15 protein-coding genes are annotated in these 20113 nt (G+C 73.6%); 11 read left to right on the top strand and 4 right to left on the bottom strand.

What is annotated here, in order from left to right; genetic code table 11:
* Positions 1-114: 114 nt before the first annotated feature.
* A complete protein-coding gene (locus AC3AQ1_RS06730) occupies positions 115-1227 on the bottom strand; it encodes a hydroxymethylglutaryl-CoA reductase (protein WP_108718348.1) in 1113 nt (370 codons plus the stop codon).
* 59 nt (positions 1228-1286) lie between these two features.
* On the opposite strand from AC3AQ1_RS06730, the gene AC3AQ1_RS06725 reads away from it, so the two are divergent.
* The 3 genes from AC3AQ1_RS06725 to AC3AQ1_RS06715 all read left to right on the top strand — a co-directional run bounded on the left by AC3AQ1_RS06725 (position 1287) and on the right by AC3AQ1_RS06715 (position 5173).
* Positions 1287-2006, top strand: a complete 720-nt coding sequence (locus tag AC3AQ1_RS06725; RefSeq protein ID WP_108718347.1) for a TetR/AcrR family transcriptional regulator — start codon at positions 1287-1289, stop codon at positions 2004-2006.
* Positions 2007-2108: 102 nt separating this feature from the next.
* Positions 2109-4220: an acyl-CoA dehydrogenase family protein gene (locus tag AC3AQ1_RS06720; protein WP_108718346.1), complete on the top strand. Its 2112-nt coding sequence runs from the start codon at positions 2109-2111 to the stop codon at positions 4218-4220.
* 104 nt (positions 4221-4324) lie between these two features.
* Entirely contained in the window at positions 4325-5173 is an 849-nt protein-coding gene (locus AC3AQ1_RS06715) for a siderophore-interacting protein (RefSeq protein WP_234417855.1), read from the top strand.
* Positions 5174-5195: 22 nt separating this feature from the next.
* Here the strand turns inward: AC3AQ1_RS06715 and AC3AQ1_RS06710 are convergent, their stop codons facing one another.
* Complete coding sequence (locus AC3AQ1_RS06710) at positions 5196-5564, bottom strand: hypothetical protein (RefSeq protein ID WP_108718345.1); 369 nt, start codon at positions 5562-5564, stop codon at positions 5196-5198.
* Positions 5565-5660: 96 nt separating this feature from the next.
* A complete protein-coding gene (locus AC3AQ1_RS06705) occupies positions 5661-6347 on the bottom strand; it encodes a hypothetical protein (protein ID WP_108718344.1) in 687 nt (228 codons plus the stop codon).
* Positions 6348-6529: 182 nt separating this feature from the next.
* On the opposite strand from AC3AQ1_RS06705, the gene purL reads away from it, so the two are divergent.
* From purL to AC3AQ1_RS06670, 7 genes are all read left to right on the top strand, one after another.
* Complete coding sequence (purL, locus tag AC3AQ1_RS06700; RefSeq protein ID WP_108718343.1) at positions 6530-8887, top strand: phosphoribosylformylglycinamidine synthase subunit PurL; 2358 nt, start codon at positions 6530-6532, stop codon at positions 8885-8887.
* A gap of 209 nt (positions 8888-9096) precedes the next feature.
* The gene (locus tag AC3AQ1_RS06695; RefSeq protein ID WP_199916547.1) at positions 9097-10779 is read left to right on the top strand and encodes an ABC transporter substrate-binding protein; all 1683 of its coding nucleotides are present in this window, start codon (positions 9097-9099) and stop codon (positions 10777-10779) included.
* Positions 10776-11729, top strand: a complete 954-nt coding sequence (locus AC3AQ1_RS06690) for an ABC transporter permease (protein WP_108720040.1) — start codon at positions 10776-10778, stop codon at positions 11727-11729. The genes AC3AQ1_RS06695 and AC3AQ1_RS06690 overlap by 4 nt, the downstream gene beginning before the upstream one ends.
* An 11-nt stretch (positions 11730-11740) precedes the next feature.
* Positions 11741-12802 carry an ABC transporter permease gene (locus AC3AQ1_RS06685; protein WP_234417852.1) on the top strand — a complete coding sequence of 354 codons (1062 nt, stop codon included), beginning with the start codon at positions 11741-11743 and terminating at the stop codon, positions 12800-12802.
* A complete protein-coding gene (locus tag AC3AQ1_RS06680; protein WP_108718342.1) occupies positions 12799-14493 on the top strand; it encodes a dipeptide ABC transporter ATP-binding protein in 1695 nt (564 codons plus the stop codon). The genes AC3AQ1_RS06685 and AC3AQ1_RS06680 overlap by 4 nt, the downstream gene beginning before the upstream one ends.
* 186 nt (positions 14494-14679) lie before the next feature.
* Positions 14680-16008: an NADP-specific glutamate dehydrogenase gene (gene gdhA / locus AC3AQ1_RS06675; RefSeq protein WP_108718341.1), complete on the top strand. Its 1329-nt coding sequence runs from the start codon at positions 14680-14682 to the stop codon at positions 16006-16008.
* Between the two features lie 179 nt (positions 16009-16187).
* On the top strand, positions 16188-17006 hold the full coding sequence (locus tag AC3AQ1_RS06670; RefSeq protein WP_108718340.1) for a sulfite exporter TauE/SafE family protein: 819 nt from the start codon (positions 16188-16190) through the stop codon (positions 17004-17006).
* Positions 17007-17082: 76 nt separating this feature from the next.
* Here AC3AQ1_RS06670 and AC3AQ1_RS06665 read toward each other — a convergent pair whose 3' ends face one another.
* Positions 17083-18624, bottom strand: a complete 1542-nt coding sequence (locus tag AC3AQ1_RS06665) for an MFS transporter (protein ID WP_234417850.1) — start codon at positions 18622-18624, stop codon at positions 17083-17085.
* Positions 18625-18879: 255 nt separating this feature from the next.
* Here AC3AQ1_RS06665 and AC3AQ1_RS06660 point away from each other — a divergent pair, with 255 nt between their 5' ends.
* Positions 18880-20112, top strand: a complete 1233-nt coding sequence (locus AC3AQ1_RS06660; RefSeq protein ID WP_108718339.1) for a toxic anion resistance protein — start codon at positions 18880-18882, stop codon at positions 20110-20112.
* The last annotated feature ends 1 nt before the right edge of the window (position 20113 follow it).

The raw sequence follows: 20113 nt of genomic DNA, 5'->3' as shown, positions 1-20113 counted from the left end.
CAGGCACCCGTGATGCCCACCGACGATTATGGACCCGCCTCGGCGACGGGAACGACAGGCGGCCGCATCCGGACGGCACTCTGCACGCGATCTCCACGCCCCTCGTGGCGCGAGTCACGCCGTCGCGCCTGGATCGGCGAGAGGCGCCGAACCTGCGCCGGGGGCGGTCGCCGACGCGGCGGCGGGCCGCGCCGCTCCTCGCTCGAGCACGACGTGGCTGCGCATGAGCTCGCCCGGGTTCGTCTGCGCCGCGAGCAGCGACAGCTCGCCGCACAGCACGCTCGCGGCGGCGAGCACCGCGAGACGGCGCGCGTTGGCGCCCGGCTCGCGCTCCTCGCGGCAGCCGAGCCGGGTGAGCGCCTCCTCCACGCCGGGCAGTCCCTTGCCGTTGCCGACCGAGCCGACGATGAGGTTGGGCAGGGTGCAGGAGAAGTAGAGGTCGCCGTCGCGATCCTCCGCGAGCGTGATGCCCTGGGAGCCCTCGACGATGTTCGCGGCGTCCTGGCCGGTGGCGAGGTAGAAGGCCAGCAGCATGTTGGCGTAGTGCGCGTTGGCCGAGCGCAGCGCGCCCGCCACGAGGGAGCCGACGAGGTTCTTGCGGATGTTGAGCGTCTCGACGCGCTTCGCCGTGGTGCGCAGCCGCTTCTCCACGAGCTCGCGCGGGACGAGGATCTCGGTGACGACGTTCTTGCCGCGGCCGAGGATGCCGTTGACGGCCGAGGGCTTCTTGTCGATGCAGTAGTTGCCGGAGATCGAGCCGTAGCGCACGCCCGGCACGACGCCGAGGATGTGGTCGAGCAGGCGCTCGGACGCGAGCGTCACCATGTTGTGACCCGACGCGTCACCCGTGGTGAGCTCGAACCGCACGAACAGCAGGTCGCCGACGATCTGCGCGTGCAGGTCGACGAGCCGGGCGAACCGGCTCGTCGTCGCGACCACGTCCTGCAGCGCGGCGCGGTTGCCCTCGATCCAGCGCCACGCGGCCAGGGCCGTGACGGCGTCGTCGGCCTCCAGCAGCACCGAGCGCGACATCCGCTCGTCGACCACGACGGCGCGGATCCCGCCGTCCACGAGCGTCGAGATCCGCGCGCCGCGGCCCACCGACGGCCACAGCGGCCTCTCGTAGGTGGCGAGGGGCACCGCGAGCTCGGCGTCGACCTCGCCGCTCACGCGCAACGGGCCGACCCACTTGAGCGGGATCGGGGTGGTCAGGTCCGGGGAGCTCACCGCGTCAACCTACCGCCAGCCCTGTTCCGCGGCCGAAAGTACCTGATACTCTGAGTTTCATGAGTCGTGTCGACGTGGACGCGGCGTCGTCGACGTCGCCCGCCCCCGAGCCGAGCGCCGACGGTCGCGCCCGGCGCTGGGACACCCACCGTGCCACGCGGCGCGACGAGCTCACCCGGGCCGCCCGCCGTGCGGTCCACCACGGCGGACCCGAGCTCTCGATGGACGAGATCGCGACGGCGATCGGCACCTCGAAGTCCATCGTCTACCGCTACTTCCGCGACCGCAGCGGCCTGCAGGCCGCCGTCGGCGAGGCCGTCCTGCGCGACCTCGGTGCCGCGCTCGCCGAGGCCACCCGCGGCGCCGCCGATCCCGGCGAGACCGTGCACGCCATGGTCGAGGTCTACCTCGCGATGATCTCCACCTCGCCCGCCGTCTACCAGTTCGTCACGCGCGCGGGCGACGTCGGGGACGCCGACGCCCCGATGCGCACGCTCGCCGACGACGCCGCGGCGCTCCTGGTCCCCGAGCTCGAGCAGGTGCTGCTCGACTCCGGCCGCGAGGGGGCGCTGGCGCACATGTGGGCCGCCGGGGTGATCGGCTTCGTCCGCGGCGCAGCCGAGGTCTGGCTCGCCGAGCGCGCGTCCGACGGCGCGCTCGGGTCACCCCGTCCGGCCTCGGAGGACGGCTCGCCCGATCCGGCGCTCGTCACGCTCGCCGACACCATCACGAGCTGGATCTGCCTCGGGACCGGCGCCACGCCGTCGTCCGTGCCCTGAGCGCGTCCCGCGAACCGCACCACCGCACGACCGCTTCACCCGCACCACCCGCAGACCGCACGAGAACGCACACCGCACGAGAACGCAGCCAAGGAGCCGACGATGGCCACGACCGCAGCACCCTCACCCGCCCAGCCCCTGTCGGAGAGCTCGCTCGCGCGCATCTCCGCCGCGCTCGACGGCCGCTGGGCCGAGCGTCGCCGGGCCTCCCGCACCGTCTGCACCGAGCCGGACCTTGTGAGCGTGCCGGGGATGTCCGTCGCCGACCACCGCGCCCGCGTCCTCGCCGCGATCGGTGAGCTCGCCGACCGCGGAGAGGTGCAGCGCGCGTTCCCCGCCCGCCTCGGCGGCGCGGACGACCCGGGCGGCAACATCGCCGGGTTCGAGGAGCTGATCGTCGCCGACCCGTCGGTGCAGATCAAGGCGGGCGTCCAGTGGGGCCTGTTCGGCGCGGCGGTGCTGCACCTGGGCACCGCGCATCACCACGACGAGCTGCTGCCGGGCATCATGTCGCTCGCGGTGCCGGGGGCCTTCGCCATGACCGAGACCGGCCACGGCAGCGACGTCGCCTCCATCGGCACGACGGCCACCTACGACCCGGACTCGCAGGAGTTCGTGATCCACACCCCGCACCGCGGCGCGTGGAAGGACTACCTCGGCAACGCCGCGCAGCACGGCGTCGCGGCCGTGGTGTTCGCGCAGCTCGTCACCGGCGGGGTCAACCACGGCGTGCACGCGTTCTACGTCCCCCTGCGCGACACCGACGGCGAGCGCGACGAGCGCGGCGACCTCCCGATGCTGCCGGGCGTCACGAGCGAGGACGACGGCGTCAAGGGCGGGCTCAACGGCATCGACAACGGCCGGCTCGCGTTCGACCACGTCCGCATCCCGCGGACCAACCTGCTCGACCGGTACGGCCAGGTCGCGCCCGACGGCGAGTACTCCTCACCCATCGCCTCGCCGGGGCGGCGGTTCTTCACGATGCTCTCGACCCTCGTCCAGGGTCGCGTCTCGCTGGACGGTGCGTCCGCCGTCGTGAGCAAGATGGCGCTGGCGATCGCGATCCGGTACGCCGAGCAGCGCCGCCAGTTCACCGGCGCCGACCCCGACGTCGAGACGGTGCTCATGGACTACGGCACCCATCGGCGTCGTCTGCTGCCTCTGCTCGCGCGGACCTACGCCGTCCAGCTCCTCCACAACGACCTGCTCGAGCGGTTCCACGGCGTGTTCTCGGGCGAGCACGACACCGACGCCCACCGCGAGGACCTCGAGACCCTCGCGGCGGCTGCCAAGCCGCTGTCCACCTGGCACGCGCTCGAGACGCTGCAGACCTGCCGCGAGGCGTGCGGCGGCGCGGGCTTCCTCGCCGCGAACCGGCTGGTCGGGCTGCGCGCGGACATGGACGTCTACGCGACGTTCGAGGGCGACAACACGGTGCTGCTGCAGCTCGTCGGCAAGCGCCTGCTCACCGACTACGGGCGCTCGACGGCGAAGATGGACGTCGCCGGTCAGGCCCGCTGGGTCGCGGAGCGCGCGGGCGACATGGCGCTGCACCGCACGCCGCTGCGCCGCGCGTCGCAGTCGATCCGGGACTGGGGCTCGCGCGCCCGGTCGGCTGAGGAGCTGCGCGACCCGGCCGTGCAGCGCGAGCTGCTCGAGGACCGCGTCGAGACGATGGTCGAGGAGATCGCCCTGCGGCTGCGGCCCACTCACAAGGCGTCCGCGGCGGAGAAGGCGGCGGCGTTCGACGCCAACCAGGCCGAGCTCGTCGAGGCGGCCCGGGCGCACGGCGAGCTGCTGCAGTGGGAGTCGTTCACCGGCGCGCTCGAGTCGATCACCGATTCGGACGCCAAGCGCGTGCTCGTCTGGCTGCGCGACCTGTTCGCGCTCACCACCATCGAGCGCCACCTCGCCTGGTACGTCGTGAACGGACGCCTCTCGGCGCAGCGGGCCCGCACCGTGACGTCGTACGTGGAGCGGCTGCTGCTGCGGATCCGGCCCTACGCCGGCCAGCTCGTGGACGCGTTCGGGTACGGCCCCGAGCACCTGCGCGCCGAGATCTCCACGGCGGCCGAGGGCGAGCGGCAGGCCGAGGCCATGGCGTACGCGCGGGCCCGGCGGGCCAGCGGCGAGGCGCCCGTGGCGGAGAAGGACCTCGTGCGCCGGTCCGGGTCCACCCAGACCCCGCGCGAGGCCGCGGCCGCGCCCGCCTGACCGCGAGGCGCCCGACGCGCGACGGCGAGCCCACCTCTCCCCCCGACCCACCTCCGAACGGGCTTAGGCTTGCCTCACTTGAGACGTGGCGAGAGGTGCGGAACGTGGGTCGTGGTGTGGTCACCGAGATGCAGGTCGTGGCGAAGTCGTGGGTCAGCCCCCACCTCGTGCGGCTCGAGCTGGCCGGCCCCGGGGGCCGACCGCTGAACGAGTTCCCGATGAACTCCTTCGCCGACGCCTACGTGAAGGTGGTGCTGCCGCCGCGCGGCGTCGACCTGGGCTGGCCCTGCGACGTCGAGCACGTCCGGGAGCACCGCCCCGCGCAGGAGTGGCCGGTGATGCGCACGTACACGATCCGCTCGTTCGACGGCGAGCGCGTCGCGCTCGACTTCGTCGTCCACGGCGACGAGAGCGTGGCCGGGCCGTGGGCGCGCGACGTCGAGCCGTACGGGCACGGCAGCCTCGTCCAGGTGCGCGGTCCGGGCGGCGCCTACTCCCCGGACCCCGACGCCGACCACCACCTGCTCGTCGGCGACACGTCCGCCCTGCCGGCGATCGCCGTCGCGCTGGAGCGTCTCCCGCTCGGGGCGAGCGCCGACGTCGTGATCGAGGTCGCGGACACCCGCGAGGAGATCCCGCTGACCACGGCCGGCGACGTCCGGGTGCGCTGGGTGCACACCGCCTGCTCCGACCTCGCGCCGGGGGAGGAGATCATCGCCGTGGTGCGTGGGCTGCACCTGCCCGGCGACGTGCACGCGTTCGTGCACGGCGAGGCCGGCTGGGTGAAGCAGCTGCGCAGCCACCTGCGCTTCGACCGCGGCATCCCGCGCGAGCGCCTGTCGATCTCCGGCTACTGGCGCCGCGGCGCCACGGACGAGCAGTGGCGCGCCGGCAAGCGCGAGTGGAACGAGTCGGTCGAGGCCGAGGAGCTCACGCACGGCTCGACCGTCTGACGCGCCGCGCGGAGGGTGCGGCTCAGCGACGCGTGTACGTCAGCACGACCGGTGTTCCCGCGCTGTCCACGGTGAGGCTCAGCCGGTCGCCGTCGCACACCACCGTGGCGCTCGTCCGCGCGTCGGTGCTCGGCACGTCCGCCAGGGACGTCTCGGTGGTCTGAGGCGCCCCGTCGCCCACCGGTCCATCTCCCACGCACCGAGCATGCAGGTGGCCACGTCGCCGGCGGCCGGCGGCCGGCTGCCCGGCGGCGCCGGCCGCGTCGGTCGTGGTGGCGTCGGGGGTGTCCTCGGCGTCGGACTCGCCCGAGCAGGCGGAGAGCACGACGGCGAGCGCGGCCGTGGCGAGCACGGCGAGCAGCCGGCGGGGGTGCGGCGCGGAGCGAGGCACGAGTCGCGGTCCTCTCGCGATCGGGGGATGCGAGTCGAGCAGAGTTGCGAGTCGCGCGCGGCGCAGGCGCCGCGCGCGACTCGGCGGCTCAGCGGCTCAGCGGCGCGCGAACGTCTGCACGACGGGCGTTCCGGCGGCGTCCGTGGTGAAGGTGAGCGTGTCGTCGGCGCACGCCACCGTGAGGCTCGTGCCGGCGCTCAGGGCGCCGACGTCAGCGAAGGACATCTCGGTCGTCTGCGGCGCGGCGGTGCCCACCGTGACGGTCGAGGAGACCGTGCCGTCCGCCGAGATCAGCTCGCCGTAGGTGAGCACGTCGCCCGCGAGCGTGTAGGAGAACGCGTTCGAGCCCTTCGTGACGCTCTCGCCCGTCATCGCGGTCCCGTCGGACTCGGTCGCGAACGTCGCGGTGGTGTCGACCTCGGAGGCCACGGTGGTGGCGTCGATCGTCATGCGGGACCAACCGTCGACCGACATGTCGGCTGCGGCGCCGCCGAGCATCTGCTCCACCTGCTCCTTCATCGCGGCGGTGTCCATCTCCCAGTCGCCGAGCATGCAGGACGCGACGTCACCGGCGGCGGCGGGCGCCTCGGCTGACGTGGACTCCTCGGCGACCGTCGGCTCGTCGGCAGCGGTCGACTCCGCCTCGTCGGCGGTGGGGGCGGCGGTGGCGGCAGGGGTGGCGTCGCCGTCGGAGGAGCCGGAGCACGCGGTGAGCACGACGGCGAGCGCGGCCGTCGCGAGGACGGCGAGGACGGGACGGGGGGTCAGGGTGGATCGAGACACGAGTCGCGGTCCTTTCGGGTCGGTTCAGGCGAACCGAGAAACATACACCACGTCCGGCGGGCAGGGGCCGCCGCGGCGCTCGACCACGGACGCCCGGCGGCCCTGTGGCGGCGCGGCGATAGGCTGACCCCGAGCACGCCGTCCCGCGCGGACGGCCCGGTCACCTCCCCAGACAGGACGCCATGAGCACGCCCGCGAACCCGGACGCCATCCCCACGACGGACCTGCCCGACCTGCCCGATCACGCGCCCGACACGGTCGAGGACGCCGCGGCCACGCCGGACCGCGCACTCCCGTACCGCGAGCTCGGCCTCAAGGACGACGAGTACGCCCGGATCGTCGAGCTGCTGGGCCGCCGCCCCACCGCTGCCGAGCTCGCGATGTACTCGGTGATGTGGAGCGAGCACTGCTCCTACAAGTCCTCCAAGGTGCACCTGGGCCAGTTCGGCGACAAGACGACGCCCGAGATGCGCGAGCACCTGCTGGTGGGCATCGGCGAGAACGCCGGCGTCGTCGACATCGGTGGCGGCTGGGCTGTGACGTTCAAGGTCGAGAGCCACAACCACCCCAGCTACGTCGAGCCGTACCAGGGCGCCGCGACCGGCGTCGGCGGCATCGTGCGCGACATCATCTCGATGGGCGCCCGGCCCGTTGCCGTGATGGACCAGCTCCGGTTCGGCGCGGTCGACCACCCGGACACGGCGCGTGTCGTGCACGGCGTGGTGGGCGGCGTCGGCGGCTACGGCAACTCCCTCGGCCTGCCGAACATCGGCGGCGAGACCGAGTTCGACCCGTGCTACCAGGGCAACCCGCTCGTCAACGCGCTGTGCGTCGGCGTGCTGCGGCACGACGACATCCACCTCGCGAACGCCTCGGGCGTGGGCAACAAGGTCGTGCTGTTCGGCGCGCGCACCGGCGGCGACGGCATCGGCGGCGCCTCGATCCTCGCGAGCGAGACGTTCGAGGGCGGCGTGCCGGCCAAGCGCCCGAGCGTGCAGGTCGGCGACCCGTTCATGGAGAAGATGCTCATCGAGTGCTGCCTCGAGCTGTTCCACGGCGGCCTCGTGGAGGGTATCCAGGACCTGGGCGCCGCGGGCATCTCGTGCGCGACCAGCGAGCTCGCCTCCAACGGCGACGGCGGCATGCACGTGGACCTGGAGAACGTGCTGCTGCGCGACCCGACGCTGACCGCCGGCGAGATCCTCATGTCGGAGTCGCAGGAGCGCATGATGGCGGTGGTGACGCCCGAGAACCTCGAGGCGTTCCTCGCCGTCACCACGAAGTGGGACGTCGAGACGGCCGTGATCGGTGAGGTCACCGGCACCGGCCGCCTCACGATCGACCACTTCGGTCACCGGATCGTCGACGTCGACCCCCGCACCGTCGCCCACGAGGGCCCGGTCTACCACCGCCCGTTCGCGCGGCCGGCCTGGCAGGACGCCCTCGTCGCCGACGCGGCCGAGGCGCTCCCGCGTCCCGGCGCCCCGGCGGAGGTCCGCGAGCAGTGGCTGCGCCTCGTCGCGTCGCCGAACCTCGCCTCCGCGGCGTGGATCACCAACCAGTACGACCGCTACGTGCAGGGCAACACCGCGCTCGCGATGCCCGACGACGCGGGCGTGGTCCGCGTCGACGAGGCCACCGGGCTCGGGGTCGCCATCGCGACGGACGCCAACGGCCGCTTCACCAAGCTCGACCCGTACACGGGCGCGCAGCAGGCGCTCGCCGAGGCCTACCGCAACGTGGCGACGGTCGGCGCGCGGCCCCTCGCCGTCACCGACTGCCTCAACTTCGGCAGCCCCGAGGACCCGGACTCGATGTGGCAGCTCGTCGAGGCCATCACCGGCCTCGCGGACGCGTGCCGCACCCTCGGCGTGCCCGTGACCGGCGGCAACGTCTCGCTCTACAACGGCACCGGTCAGCCGGGCCGGATCGACTCCTCGATCAACCCGACCCCTGTGGTGGGCATGCTCGGGGTGCTCGACGACGTCGCGCACGCCACGCCGTCGGGCTGGCGCGAGGAGGGGCTGGGCGTCTACCTGCTCGGGACCACGCGCGAGGAGCTGTCCGGCTCGGAGTGGGCGCGCGTGGTGCACGACCACCTCGGCGGCACGCCGCCGGTGGTCGACCTCGCGGCCGAGCGCGCGCTCGGCGCGATCCTCGTCACCGCCTCACGCGACGACGTCGCGGTCGCCGCGCACGACCTGTCCACCGGCGGCCTCGCGCAGGCGCTCGTGGACGCCTCGGTCCGGTTCGGCGTCGGCGTCCGGATCGACCTCGCGGGCCTGCTGGCGCGCGACGGCGTGGACCTCACGTCGGCGCTGTTCGCCGAGTCGGGCGCCCGCGCGCTCGTCGCCGTGCCGCTCGGCTCGGAGGTGGCGCTCGCGGACCTGTGCTCGGCGCGCGGCTTCCCCGTCCTGCGCCTGGGCGAGACGACCGAGGAGGCGGAGGTCGCCGTCGTGACGCCCGACGGCGAGCTCACCCTCGCGCTCGAGGAGCTGCGTGCGGCGAGCGCCGCGACGCTGCCGCACCACTTCGCCTGAGGCGCGCAACGCCCTAGGCGCGCGTCTCGTCATCCGGAACGTCGCAGCCGTGCCCGGCGCTCGGCGTCCCGTACCGCCTGGAGCGCGTTCTCACCATCCGGAACGCGTCGTGCCCGCCGGGTGAGCGGGCCGCTTCCCGCCGAGTCTGGCCTCACGCCGACGTCGATCCCGACGCCGCGAGACCGCCACCTCCGAGGAGCACGCCCGCCATGACGCGCACGACCCAGCCGCCCGCCCGGCGCACCCGACCCACGACCGCTCGCCACGCCGTCGTGCCCGCGATGCTCTCCGCCGGCCTGCTCCTGGCCGCGTGCGCGAGCCCTGGCACCGCCGGCTCCGACGGCAGCGGCGACGCCACCGACGGCGCGTCGGACGGCGCCGACGAGGCCACCCCGGTCGAGGGCGGCAACCTCACGTTCGCGATCACGGTCGACTCGCACTGCATCGATCCGCAGCAGGTCGGCAACAACGACGCCATCGCGGTCGCGCGCCAGACGGTCGCCTCGCTCACGGCGCAGGACCCCGAGACCGGCGAGATCGTGCCGTGGCTCGCGACGTCGTGGGAGTCGAACGAGGACGCCTCCAGCTTCACGTTCACGCTGCGCGACGACGCCACGTACGCCGACGGCACCCCCATCGACGCGGAGTCGGTGAAGACCAACTTCGACGCGATCGTGGCGCTCGGCGCGAAGGCCAGCCTCGGTTCGCAGTACCTCGCCGGCTACGAGGGCACCACGGTCGTGGACGAGCACACCGTGACGGTGGACTTCGCGGCGCCGAGCGCGCAGTTCCTCCAGGCCACCTCGACCTTCAGCCTGGGCCTGCTCTCGCCGGCGACGGCGCAGCTCACCCCCGAGGACCGCTGCACCGGGGACTTCGTCGGCTCGGGCCCCTTCGCGGTGTCCTCCTACACCCAGGACTCCGAGATCGTGCTGGAGAAGGTGCCCGACTACGCGTGGGGCTCGGAGGCGAACGGGCACACCGGCGCCGCCTACCTCGACACGATCACGTACACCGTGGTCCCGGAGTCCTCGGTGCGCACGGGCAGCCTCGCCTCGGGGCAGATCGACGCCACCGCCGCGATCGCCACCGTCGACCTGCCCCAGTTCGCGGGCGATGGCTTCTGGTCCACCTACCGCGCCAACCCGGGCGTGGTGTTCTCGCTCTTCCCGAACGAGTCCTCCCCGCTCGGCGGCGACAAGGCCGTGCGCCAGGCGATCCTCAAGGGCATCGACCGCGAGCAGGTCGCGACCACGCTCCTCACCGAGGAGGACCAGCCCGCGACCAGCGTGCTGTCGCACTCCACGCCGCTCTACACCGACCTGGGCGACGCGCTCGCCTACGACCCCGAGGGCGCGAAGAAGATCCTCGACGACGCCGGCTGGGTCGAGGGTGCGGACGGCGTCCGGGAGAAGGACGGCCAGCGGCTGTCCACCACCGTGACGTTCTGGCAGGTCCCCGAGCCGCTCGAGCTCGTCCAGCAGCAGCTCGCCCAGATCGGGGTGGAGCTCAACCTCCAGCACGTCACGGTCGCCGAGTCGCAGGCGATCAAGGAGAGCGGCGACTTCGACTTCGATTACTACAACCTCACGCGGTCCGACCCGGACGTGCTCCGGCTGATCTTCTCGGCCAACGCCCGCAACGTGAACAAGCGCGAGCCGGCCGAGGTCGACTCGCTGCTGGACTCCTCCGCCACGATCACCGATCCCACGCACCGCCAGGACGTCCTCGCTCAGGCCGCCGAGCTGCTGATCGAGGACGCCCACGCGATCCCGGTGTACGAGCTGTCCACCACGATCGTCGCCGCGGACCACGTGCACGGCCTCGGGTTCGAGGCCTCCTCGCGGCTGGACTTCTACGACGCGTGGGTCGAGGGCGGGGCGGGCTCGTGACCCGCTACCTGCTGCGGCGGGTGGGCCAGGGCGTCTTCGTCCTCTGGGCCGCGTGGACGATCTCGTTCTTCATCCTCTACCTGCTGCCCTCCGATCCGGCCGCGCTCATCGCGGCCCGGGGAGGGGAGGCGGACACGGTGGACCCGGCCCTGCTCGAGCAGCTGCGCGCGCAGTACGGCCTCGACCGCCCGGTGAGAGTCCAGTACGTCACGGCGCTGCTCGCGGCGCTGCGCCTGGACTTCGGCCAGTCCTACGCGTCGGGGGGGCCCGCGATGGACGTCGTCGCCGGCGTCCTGCCCTCCACGATCCAGCTGGCCGCCGTGGCGCTCGTGCTGGGCGTGGCGCTCGGGGCGCTGCTCGCCGTCGCGACGGTGCTGCCCCGCGCGGCGTGGCTGCGCCAGCTGGTCTCGACCCTGCCGCCGGTCGGCGTCGCGCTGCCCACGTTCTGGGTCGGGCTGATCCTCCTGCAGGTGTTCTCGTTCCGGCTGGGGCTCTTCCCCGCGATGGGCGACGACGGCGTGGCGAGCCTCGTGCTGCCGGCCGTCACGCTCGCCGTGCCCGCCGCGGCGGGGCTCTCCCAGGTGCTCTCCCGGAGCCTGCGGGAGGCGCTGGGCGAGCCGTACGTCGAGACCGCCCGGGCGAAGGGGGCGAGCCGGCTGCGGGTGCAGCTCGGGCACGCGCTGCGCAACGCGGCCCTGCCCGCGTTCACGATGCTCGGCCTCACCGTGGGCGGCCTGCTCGGCGGCACCGTGGTGACCGAGACGGTCTTCTCCCGCGCCGGCCTCGGCCGGCTCGCGGTGACGGCCGTGAACAGCCAGGACATCCCCGTGGTGCAGGCGATCGTCGTGGTGTCCGCGCTCGTGTTCGTCACGGTGACGCTCGTCGTGGACCTCGTCTACCCGCTCATCGACCCGCGGATCGCCGTGCGCGCCCCCGCACTCGCCGCCTGAGGAGACCGACGATGACCTCCACCACCGCTCCCTCGACCGCGTCCACGTCGGCCGGGTCGACGCGGCGCCCCGGCTCGGGTGCGTCGACACCGTCGGCCCCGTCCGCCCAGGCGCCGCTCGCCACCCACGCACCGCTCCCGGAGGAGCTCGAGGTGCTCGAGCCGTCGCCCGACGGCGTGACCTCCGCGGTCATGGAACCCGCCGCCGCGCGGGGTGCCTCGCACGGACTGGCCCGTGGCCTCGGAGCGCGGGCGGGTGCCCGGCTGCGGTCGCTCGCGCGCACGCCGGGCCTCGTGCTCGCCGGGCTCGTCGTGCTGCTCGTGCTGGCCTGGGCCCTCGTGCCGAACCTGTTCGCCTCGGGCGACCCGCTCACGGGCGTCCCCGCCGACCGGCTCGCCGCGCCGTCGGCCGCCCACCCGTTCGGGACGGACCACCTGGGCCGCGACGTCTACACGCGCGTCGTGCACGGGACGGGCGTCTCGCTCTCGGCAACCGCCGTCGCCGTCGCGATCGGCCTCGTCGTCGGCTCGGTGCTCGGCCTTCTCGCCGGCTTCCTGCGCGGCTGGGTCGACGAGGCGATCGGCCGGGTCGTCGACGTGCTGCTCGCGATCCCGAGCCTGCTGCTGTCCCTCGCGCTCATCACGGCGCTCGGGTTCGGCACGGTGAAGGTCGCGATCGCCGTCGGCGTCACTAGCGTCGCCGCGTTCGCACGCGTCATGCGGGCGCAGGTGCTGCGGACCTCGACCTCGCTGTACGTCGAGGCCGCGCGGGCCGGCGGCGTGCGCTGGCACTCGGTGCTCCTGCGGCACGTGCTGCCGAACTCGGCCGGCCCGGTGCTGGCTCTCACGGCCCTGGAGATCGGGACCGCGGTGCTCGCGATCGCCTCGCTCAGCTTCCTCGGCTACGGCGCCCCGCCGCCCGCGCCCGAGTGGGGCTCGCTCGTCGCGGGCGGCCGCGACTACCTCGCCACCGCGTGGTGGCTGACCGTGCTCCCGGGCCTGGTCATCGTGGCGCTCGTGCTCGCGGTGAACCGCGTCGGGCGCGCCCTCGAGCGGACGGGGGAGGCGCGATGAGCCGCTCGGTTGGCGAGCCGACGAGTGAGCAGACGGGTGAGCCGACGAGCGAGCCGGTGCTCGCCGTCGAGGGCCTGCGCGTGGCCTACCGCGGCCGCGACGGGCAGGAGGTGCTCGCGGTGCGCGGCGTCGACGTCGTGGTGCACCCGGGCGAGGTGGTCGCCCTGGTCGGGGAGTCCGGTTCGGGCAAGAGCACGACGGCGCACGCCGCCCTGCATCTGCTGCCGGCGGGCGGTCGCGTGGCCGGGGGCAGCATCCGGCTGGCCGGTCGCGACGTGACGGGCCTGTCCGAGCGGGAGTGGCGCAGCGTGCGCGGCCGCGAGGTCGGGCTCGTGCCGCAGGACCCGACCGTGTCGCTCAACCCCGTGGTGCGGGTCGGGGACCAGGTGGCCGAGGTGCTCGTCATCCACGGCCTGGCTCGGCGGCGCGAGGCGCGGCTGCGGGCCGTGGAGCTGCTGCGGCAGGCCGGGCTCGACCAGCCCGAGGCGCGCGCGCGGCAGTTCCCCAACCAGCTGTCCGGCGGCATGCGCCAGCGGGTGCTCATCGCGATCGCGATCGCGGCGGGTCCGCGGCTGCTCGTCGCCGACGAGCCGACGAGCGCGCTCGACGTCACGGTGCAGAAGCGGATCCTCGACCACCTCGGCGCTCTCGTGCGCGAGCTCGGCACGGCGCTGCTGCTCATCACGCACGACCTCGGCGTCGCGGCGGACCGGGCCGACCGGATCGTGGTGCTCGAGAACGGCGTCGTGGTGGAGCAGGGGCGCACGCGCGACGTGCTCGACGCGCCGCAGCACCCCTACACGCGCCGGCTGCTCGCGGCCGTGCCGAGCCTCGGCTCGCAGCGGCTCGTGCGCGAGCGGCCCGTCGCGGCGACCGGGTCCCCGCCCGCGCCGCCCGTCCTCGAGGTGCGCGGCCTGAGCAAGACGTTCACCCTCCCGCGGGGCTCGACCCCCCGCGAGGTGACGGCCGTGGACGACGTGTCGTTCGCCGTCGGGCGCGGGCGGACGTTCGCCCTGGTGGGCGAGTCCGGATCGGGCAAGAGCACGACGGCGCGGATCGCGCTGCACCTCGAGCGGCCCACCGCGGGGCGCGTGCTGCTGCACGGCGAGGACATCACGGCCGCGCGCGGGGAGCGGCTGCGGCGGCTGCGGCGCCGCTTCCAGGTCGTGTACCAGAGCCCGTACGCGTCGCTGGACCCGCGGTTCACGGTGGAGCAGGTGATCGCCGAGCCGCTGCGGGCGTTCGGCATCGGGACCCCGCGCGAACGGACCGAGCGCGTGCGCGAGCTGCTCGCGGACGTCGCGCTGCCGGACGACGCGCGGCACCGCGGACCGCGCGAGCTCTCCGGCGGGCAGCGGCAGCGGGTCGCGATCGCGCGGGCGCTCGCACTGCGGCCGGACCTCGTGGTGCTCGACGAGCCCGTCTCCGCGCTCGACGTGTCCGTGCAGCGGCAGATCCTCGAGCTGCTCGTGCGGCTGCAGGAGGAGCACGCGCTGGCCTACCTCTTCATCTCCCACGACCTCGCCGTGGTGCGGCAGGTCGCGGACGAGGTGGGGGTGCTGCACCGCGGGCGGCTCGTCGAGGTCGGGCGGCCGGAGGACGTGCTGGCGCGGCCGACGCAGGAGTACACGCGCGAGCTCGTCGCGGCCATCCCGGGCCGGCGGGCCGAGGAGGGCGGCGACGCGGACTGAGCGCGACGCGCCCGACGGCGAGGCTCGCCGTCGGGCGCGGACGGTGCGCGGACGGGAGGTCGGCGGGCGACGGCTGGCTCGCCGTCGGGCGCGCGGGTGTCTCACCGGCGGGACGCGCGCGGCGTGCGGGCCCCGACGGGCGTAGCGTGTGCGCCGATCCGCACCTGAGAGAGAGTCCTGCACGCCATGACCACGCTCGACCGCGTTCTCGAGACCGTCCTCGCCCGGAACCCCGGCGAGCCCGAGTTCCACCAGGCGGTGCGCGAGGTGGTCGACTCGCTCAAGCCGGTCGTCGCGCGACGCCCGGAGTACCTCGAGGTGTTCGAGCGGCTCTGCGAGCCCGAGCGGCAGATCATCTTCCGGGTGCCGTGGGTCGACGACGCCGGACGCGTGCGGATCAACCGCGGCTTCCGCGTGCAGTACAACTCCGCGCTCGGCCCGTACAAGGGCGGCCTGCGGTTCCACCCGTCGGTGAACCTCGGCATCGTGAAGTTCCTCGGGTTCGAGCAGATCTTCAAGAACGCGCTGACGGGCATGCCGATCGGCGGCGGCAAGGGCGGTGCGGACTTCGACCCGCGCGGGCGCAGCGACGCCGAGGTCATGCGGTTCTGCCAGTCGTTCATGATGGAGCTGGCCAACCACATCGGGCAGTACACGGACGTCCCGGCGGGCGACATCGGGGTCGGCGGCCGCGAGATCGGCTACCTGTTCGGGCAGTACCGCCGGATCACCAACGCCTACGAGTCGGGCGTGCTCACCGGCAAGGGCCTCACGTGGGGCGGCTCGCGCGCCCGGACCGAGGCGACCGGGTACGGCGCGGTGCTGTTCGCGGCGGAGATGCTCCGCACGCGCGGTGAGGACCTCGACGGACGGCGGGTCTCGGTGTCCGGCTCGGGCAACGTCGCGATCTACGCGATCGAGAAGGCCCAGCAGCTCGGCGCGCACGTCGTGACGTTCTCCGACTCCTCGGGCTACGTGGTCGACCAGGCCGGCGTCGACCTCGCGCTCCTGCAGGACGTCAAGGAGCGCCAGCGCGGCCGTGTCGCGGACTACGTCGCACGCCGCCCGGGTGCGCGCCTCGTGACCGACGGCTCGGTGTGGTCGGTGCCGTGCGACGTCGCGCTCCCGTGCGCCACGCAGAACGAGCTCGACGCCGTCGCCGCGGTGCGCCTCATCAAGGGCGGCGTGCGCGCCGTCGCCGAGGGCGCCAACATGCCGTGCACGCCGCACGCGGTGGAGGAGTTCCGCGACGCGGGTGTGCTGTTCGGACCCGGGAAGGCTGCGAACGCGGGCGGCGTCGCGACCTCGGCGCTCGAGATGCAGCAGAACGCGAGCCGTGACTCGTGGTCGTTCGAGTACACGGTCGAGCGGCTGACCGACGTGATGACGCGGATCCACGCGAACTGCCTCGAGACGGCCGAGGAGTTCGGCGACCCCGGCAACTACGTGCTCGGCGCGAACATCGCCGGGTTCACCCGGGTGGCCGACGCGATGCTCGCGCAGGGCGTCATCTGAGCAGGCCGTGCCGCGGCTCGTCGACGGGACGGTGGGATCGTGGCCGCCGGTCGATCGGGTCCGGCGACCGCCGGTAACACGAGCGGCGTACGGTACGGCCGACCACCGGCCGGCCGATCGCTCGCGCCGACCTCGGCGACACCTCGTCCCCCCTGCCGTCCGAACGAGAGGACCCTCCCATGCCGTCGCCCGACGAGCAGACCGTCACGCGTACGGGGTTCCCGCGCTGGGCCACGTTCGTGCTCATCGGCCTCGGCGCCGGGCTGCTGTCCGGCCTGTTCGGCGTCGGCGGCGGGACCGTCATCGTGCCCGCGCTCGTCGCGTTCGCGGCGTTCGACCGTCGCACGGCGGCGGGGACGTCGCTGCTCGCGATCGTGCCGACGTCGATCGTCGGGTTCCTCACCTACGGTCTCGCCGGGCACGTGAGCGTGCTGACCGCGGCGATCCTCGCCGTCGGGACGGTGATCGGCGCGCAGCTCGGGACGTGGCTGCTGGCCCGGCTGTCGCAGCAGGTGCTGCGGTGGGCGTTCGTCGCGTTCGTGCTGTTCGTGGCCGTGCAGCTGTTCTTCACCGTGCCCGTGCGCGGGGGCGAGGTGGAGATGACCGCGCCGCTCGTCGCGGGGCTCGTGGGCCTGGGGCTCGCGACGGGCGTGCTGTCGGGGCTGCTCGGCGTCGGCGGCGGCGTGGTCGTGGTGCCGGCGATGATCCTGCTCTTCGGCTACTCGGACCTGCTCGCCAAGGGCACGTCGCTGCTCATGATGATCCCGACGGCGATCTCCGGCACGATCGGCAACCTGCGCCGGAAGAACCTCGACGTGCGGGCCGGACTGTTCGTCGGGCTCGGGGCGTGCGTCACGGTGACGCTCGGGTCGCGCCTCGCGGCGCTGCTCGACCCGCAGGTGGCGAACTGGCTGTTCATCGCCTTCCTCGTCTTCCTCATGCTGAAGACGCTGCAGGACATCGTGAAGGCGCGGCGTTCGGCGGCTCCCGGCGCCTGAGGCCCGCTGGGGAACCGGCGAACGTCGAGGCGACCGCCGCCGCGCGCGCGGCGTCGGTCGCCGGACGCCGCGCGACTCAGAGCACGGGAGCGTGCGCGTGCTCGCGCCGTCGCCAGTCGACCACCGCCACCACCAGCGCGAGCGCGAGGATCGACACCACGATCGTGAGCGACGTCGAGAACGCCTGCGGGTAGCTGCCGCCGCTGGTCCCGAGCACGGTGAAGAACGCGGCCGCGTTCGCGCTCACGCCCACCGCGGCCCCGATCCGCTGCATCGTCTGCAGCGCCCCCGCGGCCGCGCCGGCGTCCGAGAGCGGCACACGCGCGAGCGTGAGGGTCTGGTTCGGCGAGATGACGAGCCCGTTCCCGAGCCCGGCCACGGTCAGCACGGCGCACACTACCCACACCACGCCCGGCCCGTGCCACGTCCGCACCACGAGGTCGACGGCGACCAGCGCCACCCCCGTCACCGCGATGCCGATCACCACGAGCGGCCGCCCGATCCGCCCGATCAGCCGCCCGCCCACGGTCGCCGAGATCGCGCCCGCGATCGAGAACGGCGTCAGGACGAGCCCGGCCTCCAGCGGGGTGAGGCCCATGCCGGTCTGCAGGTACAGCGTCGAGGACAGCCACACGCCCGTGAACGCGAGGAAGTACAGCGTCGAGACACCCACGCCGAACATGAACGACGGCACCCGCACCAGCCCGCCCGGCAGCAGCGGCAGTCCGCCGCGGCGCTGCACGCGCCGCTCCCACCACGCCAGCACGCCCAGCACCGCGAGCCCGACGGCGATCGTCCACCACGCGGGCGAGCTCGCCGCGGCGGTGGTCGAGTCGCCCGAGCCGGAACCGCCGGAGCTCGAGCTTCCGGAGCCCGAGCCGCCGTGCTCGGAGCTCACGAAGGGCCACATCACGGCGACGACCCCGACGGCGAGCAGCAGCGTGCCCACGACGTCGAGCCTCGCGGTGGCCCGGCGTGGTGCGGTCCGGCGGGGAAGCAGTCGCCAGGCGAGCGGGAAGAGCACGAGCCCGATGGGCACGTTGACGAGGAAGACCGAGCGCCAACCCTCCTGCTCGCCGAAGATCGCGAGGAGGGCGCCCCCGGCGAGGGGACCGATCGCCGTCGAGACCCCGACCGTCGCGCCGAACATGCCGAACGCGCGGCCGCGCTCCGCGCCGGAGAACAGGTCCTGGATGAACGCGATGACCTGCGGGTTGAGCACGCCCGCGGCGATGCCCTGGACGAACCGCACCGCGGCGAGCGCGACTCCGGAGGTCACGAGGCCGCACGCCGCGGACGCGAGCACGAACCCGGCGAGGCCGACGAGGAAGAGGGTGCGACGGCCGTAGACGTCGCCGAGGCGGCCCGCCGGCACGAGGGCGAGGCCGAACGCGAGCGTGTAGCCGGCGAGGATCCACTGCAGCTCGTTCGCGCCGGCGGAGAGGGAGTGCTCGATCGAGGGCAGCGCGACGTTGACGATCGTCACGTCGAGCAGCGTCATGAAGCCCGCGCCGAGGCACACCGCGAACGCGGGCCAGCGCGCGTCACGGGTGGGTCGGGTGGCCGCTGCAGAGGAGTCGCCGGGTGCGCCGCCGGGACTCCCGGTGGGGGAGGTCACCGACCATGCCTAGCACGCACCGGCGACACACCCCGCTGTCGGCGGGGGTCTCAGGGTCGCGCGCGAGACACCTCAGGGGCGTCCCCGATGGCGCACGAGCCGGCCCGTGACGGAGGCTGAGGGCGTGCCCGTCACGCCTGCGCCCTGCCCGCGAACCCGTCCGGCAGCCCGCCCGGACGAGGGTCGTCCTGGCGTAGATTGACGGGCGGACCAGCCAAGCCGCCACGGACCGCCCCTCCCTGCAGAAGGACAGTGATGACCAGCCAGCCTGCACCGCTCGAGCCGCCCGCCACCGTTGCCGACGTCCTCGCGCTCGAGGCCCCCGCACCGCTGCAGCCCGTCGCCGCCACGCAGGCCCCGGCGATGGCGCCGCGGGTCGACGTCGCGGTGATCCCGACGCTCGACGCGAAGGTGGACGCCTACCTCTCGCAGCTGGGCACCTCGGCCACGCGGTCGCCGGAGTTCGCGGCCAAGGCGGACGACGTGCGCACGATGGGCGACGCCGACATCCGCGCTGCGGCCGCCGTGTCCAACCGGCTGCTGGACGCCCCGGTGCGCGAGATCCGCGAGGGCGGCGTCGCGGAGTCCTCCAAGGTCTCCAAGTCGCTGCTCGACCTGCGCCGTGTGGTCGAGGAGCTCGACCCGGGCGAGAAGAACTTCGGCCGCAAGATCCTCGGCTTCCTGCCGTTCGGCGAGAAGATCGACGACTACTTCCGCCAGTACGAGAGCGCCCAGAAGCAGATCGACGCGATCATCACGTCGCTGTACTCGGGCCAGGACTCCCTGCGCAAGGACAACGCGGCGCTCAACCTGGAGAAGCGCCAGCTGTGGGAGACCATGGCCCGCCTCAACCAGTACATCTACGTGGCCGAGCGGCTCGACGTGCGGCTGTCGGCCACCGTCGCCGAGCTCGACGTCACCGACCCCGAGCGCGCCCAGGCGCTGCGCGAGGACGTGCTGTTCTACGTGCGCCAGAAGCACCAGGACCTGCTCACCCAGCTCGCGGTCTCCATCCAAGGCTACCTGTCGATGGACATCATCCTCAAGAACAACCTCGAGCTCATCAAGGGCGTGGACCGCGCGACGACCACCACGGTCTCGGCCCTGCGCACCGCCGTGGTGGTCGCGCAGGCGCTCGCGAACCAGAAGCTCGTCCTCGACCAGATCACCGCGCTCAACACCACGACGTCGAGCCTCATCGAGACGACCTCGAAGATGCTGCGCGACAACTCCGCGCAGATCCAGCAGCAGGCGGCGAGCGCGAGCGTCGGGCTGCCGCAGCTGCAGGCCGCGTTCGAGAACATCTACGCGACGCTCGACTCCATCGCGACGTTCAAGACGCAGGCACTGGACTCGATGGCCAAGACGATCGGTGTGCTGCAGAGCGAGACGACCAAGGCCCAGGAGTACGTGGACCGGGCGCGGCGCACCGAGATCCCGGAGAACCTCTCGGGAGGCGCGGGCGCGCTGGACCTGGGTCGAGCCTGAC

The organism is Miniimonas sp. S16 (genome assembly GCF_057748195.1).
This window is presented reverse-complemented; position numbering and strand designations above follow the sequence as displayed.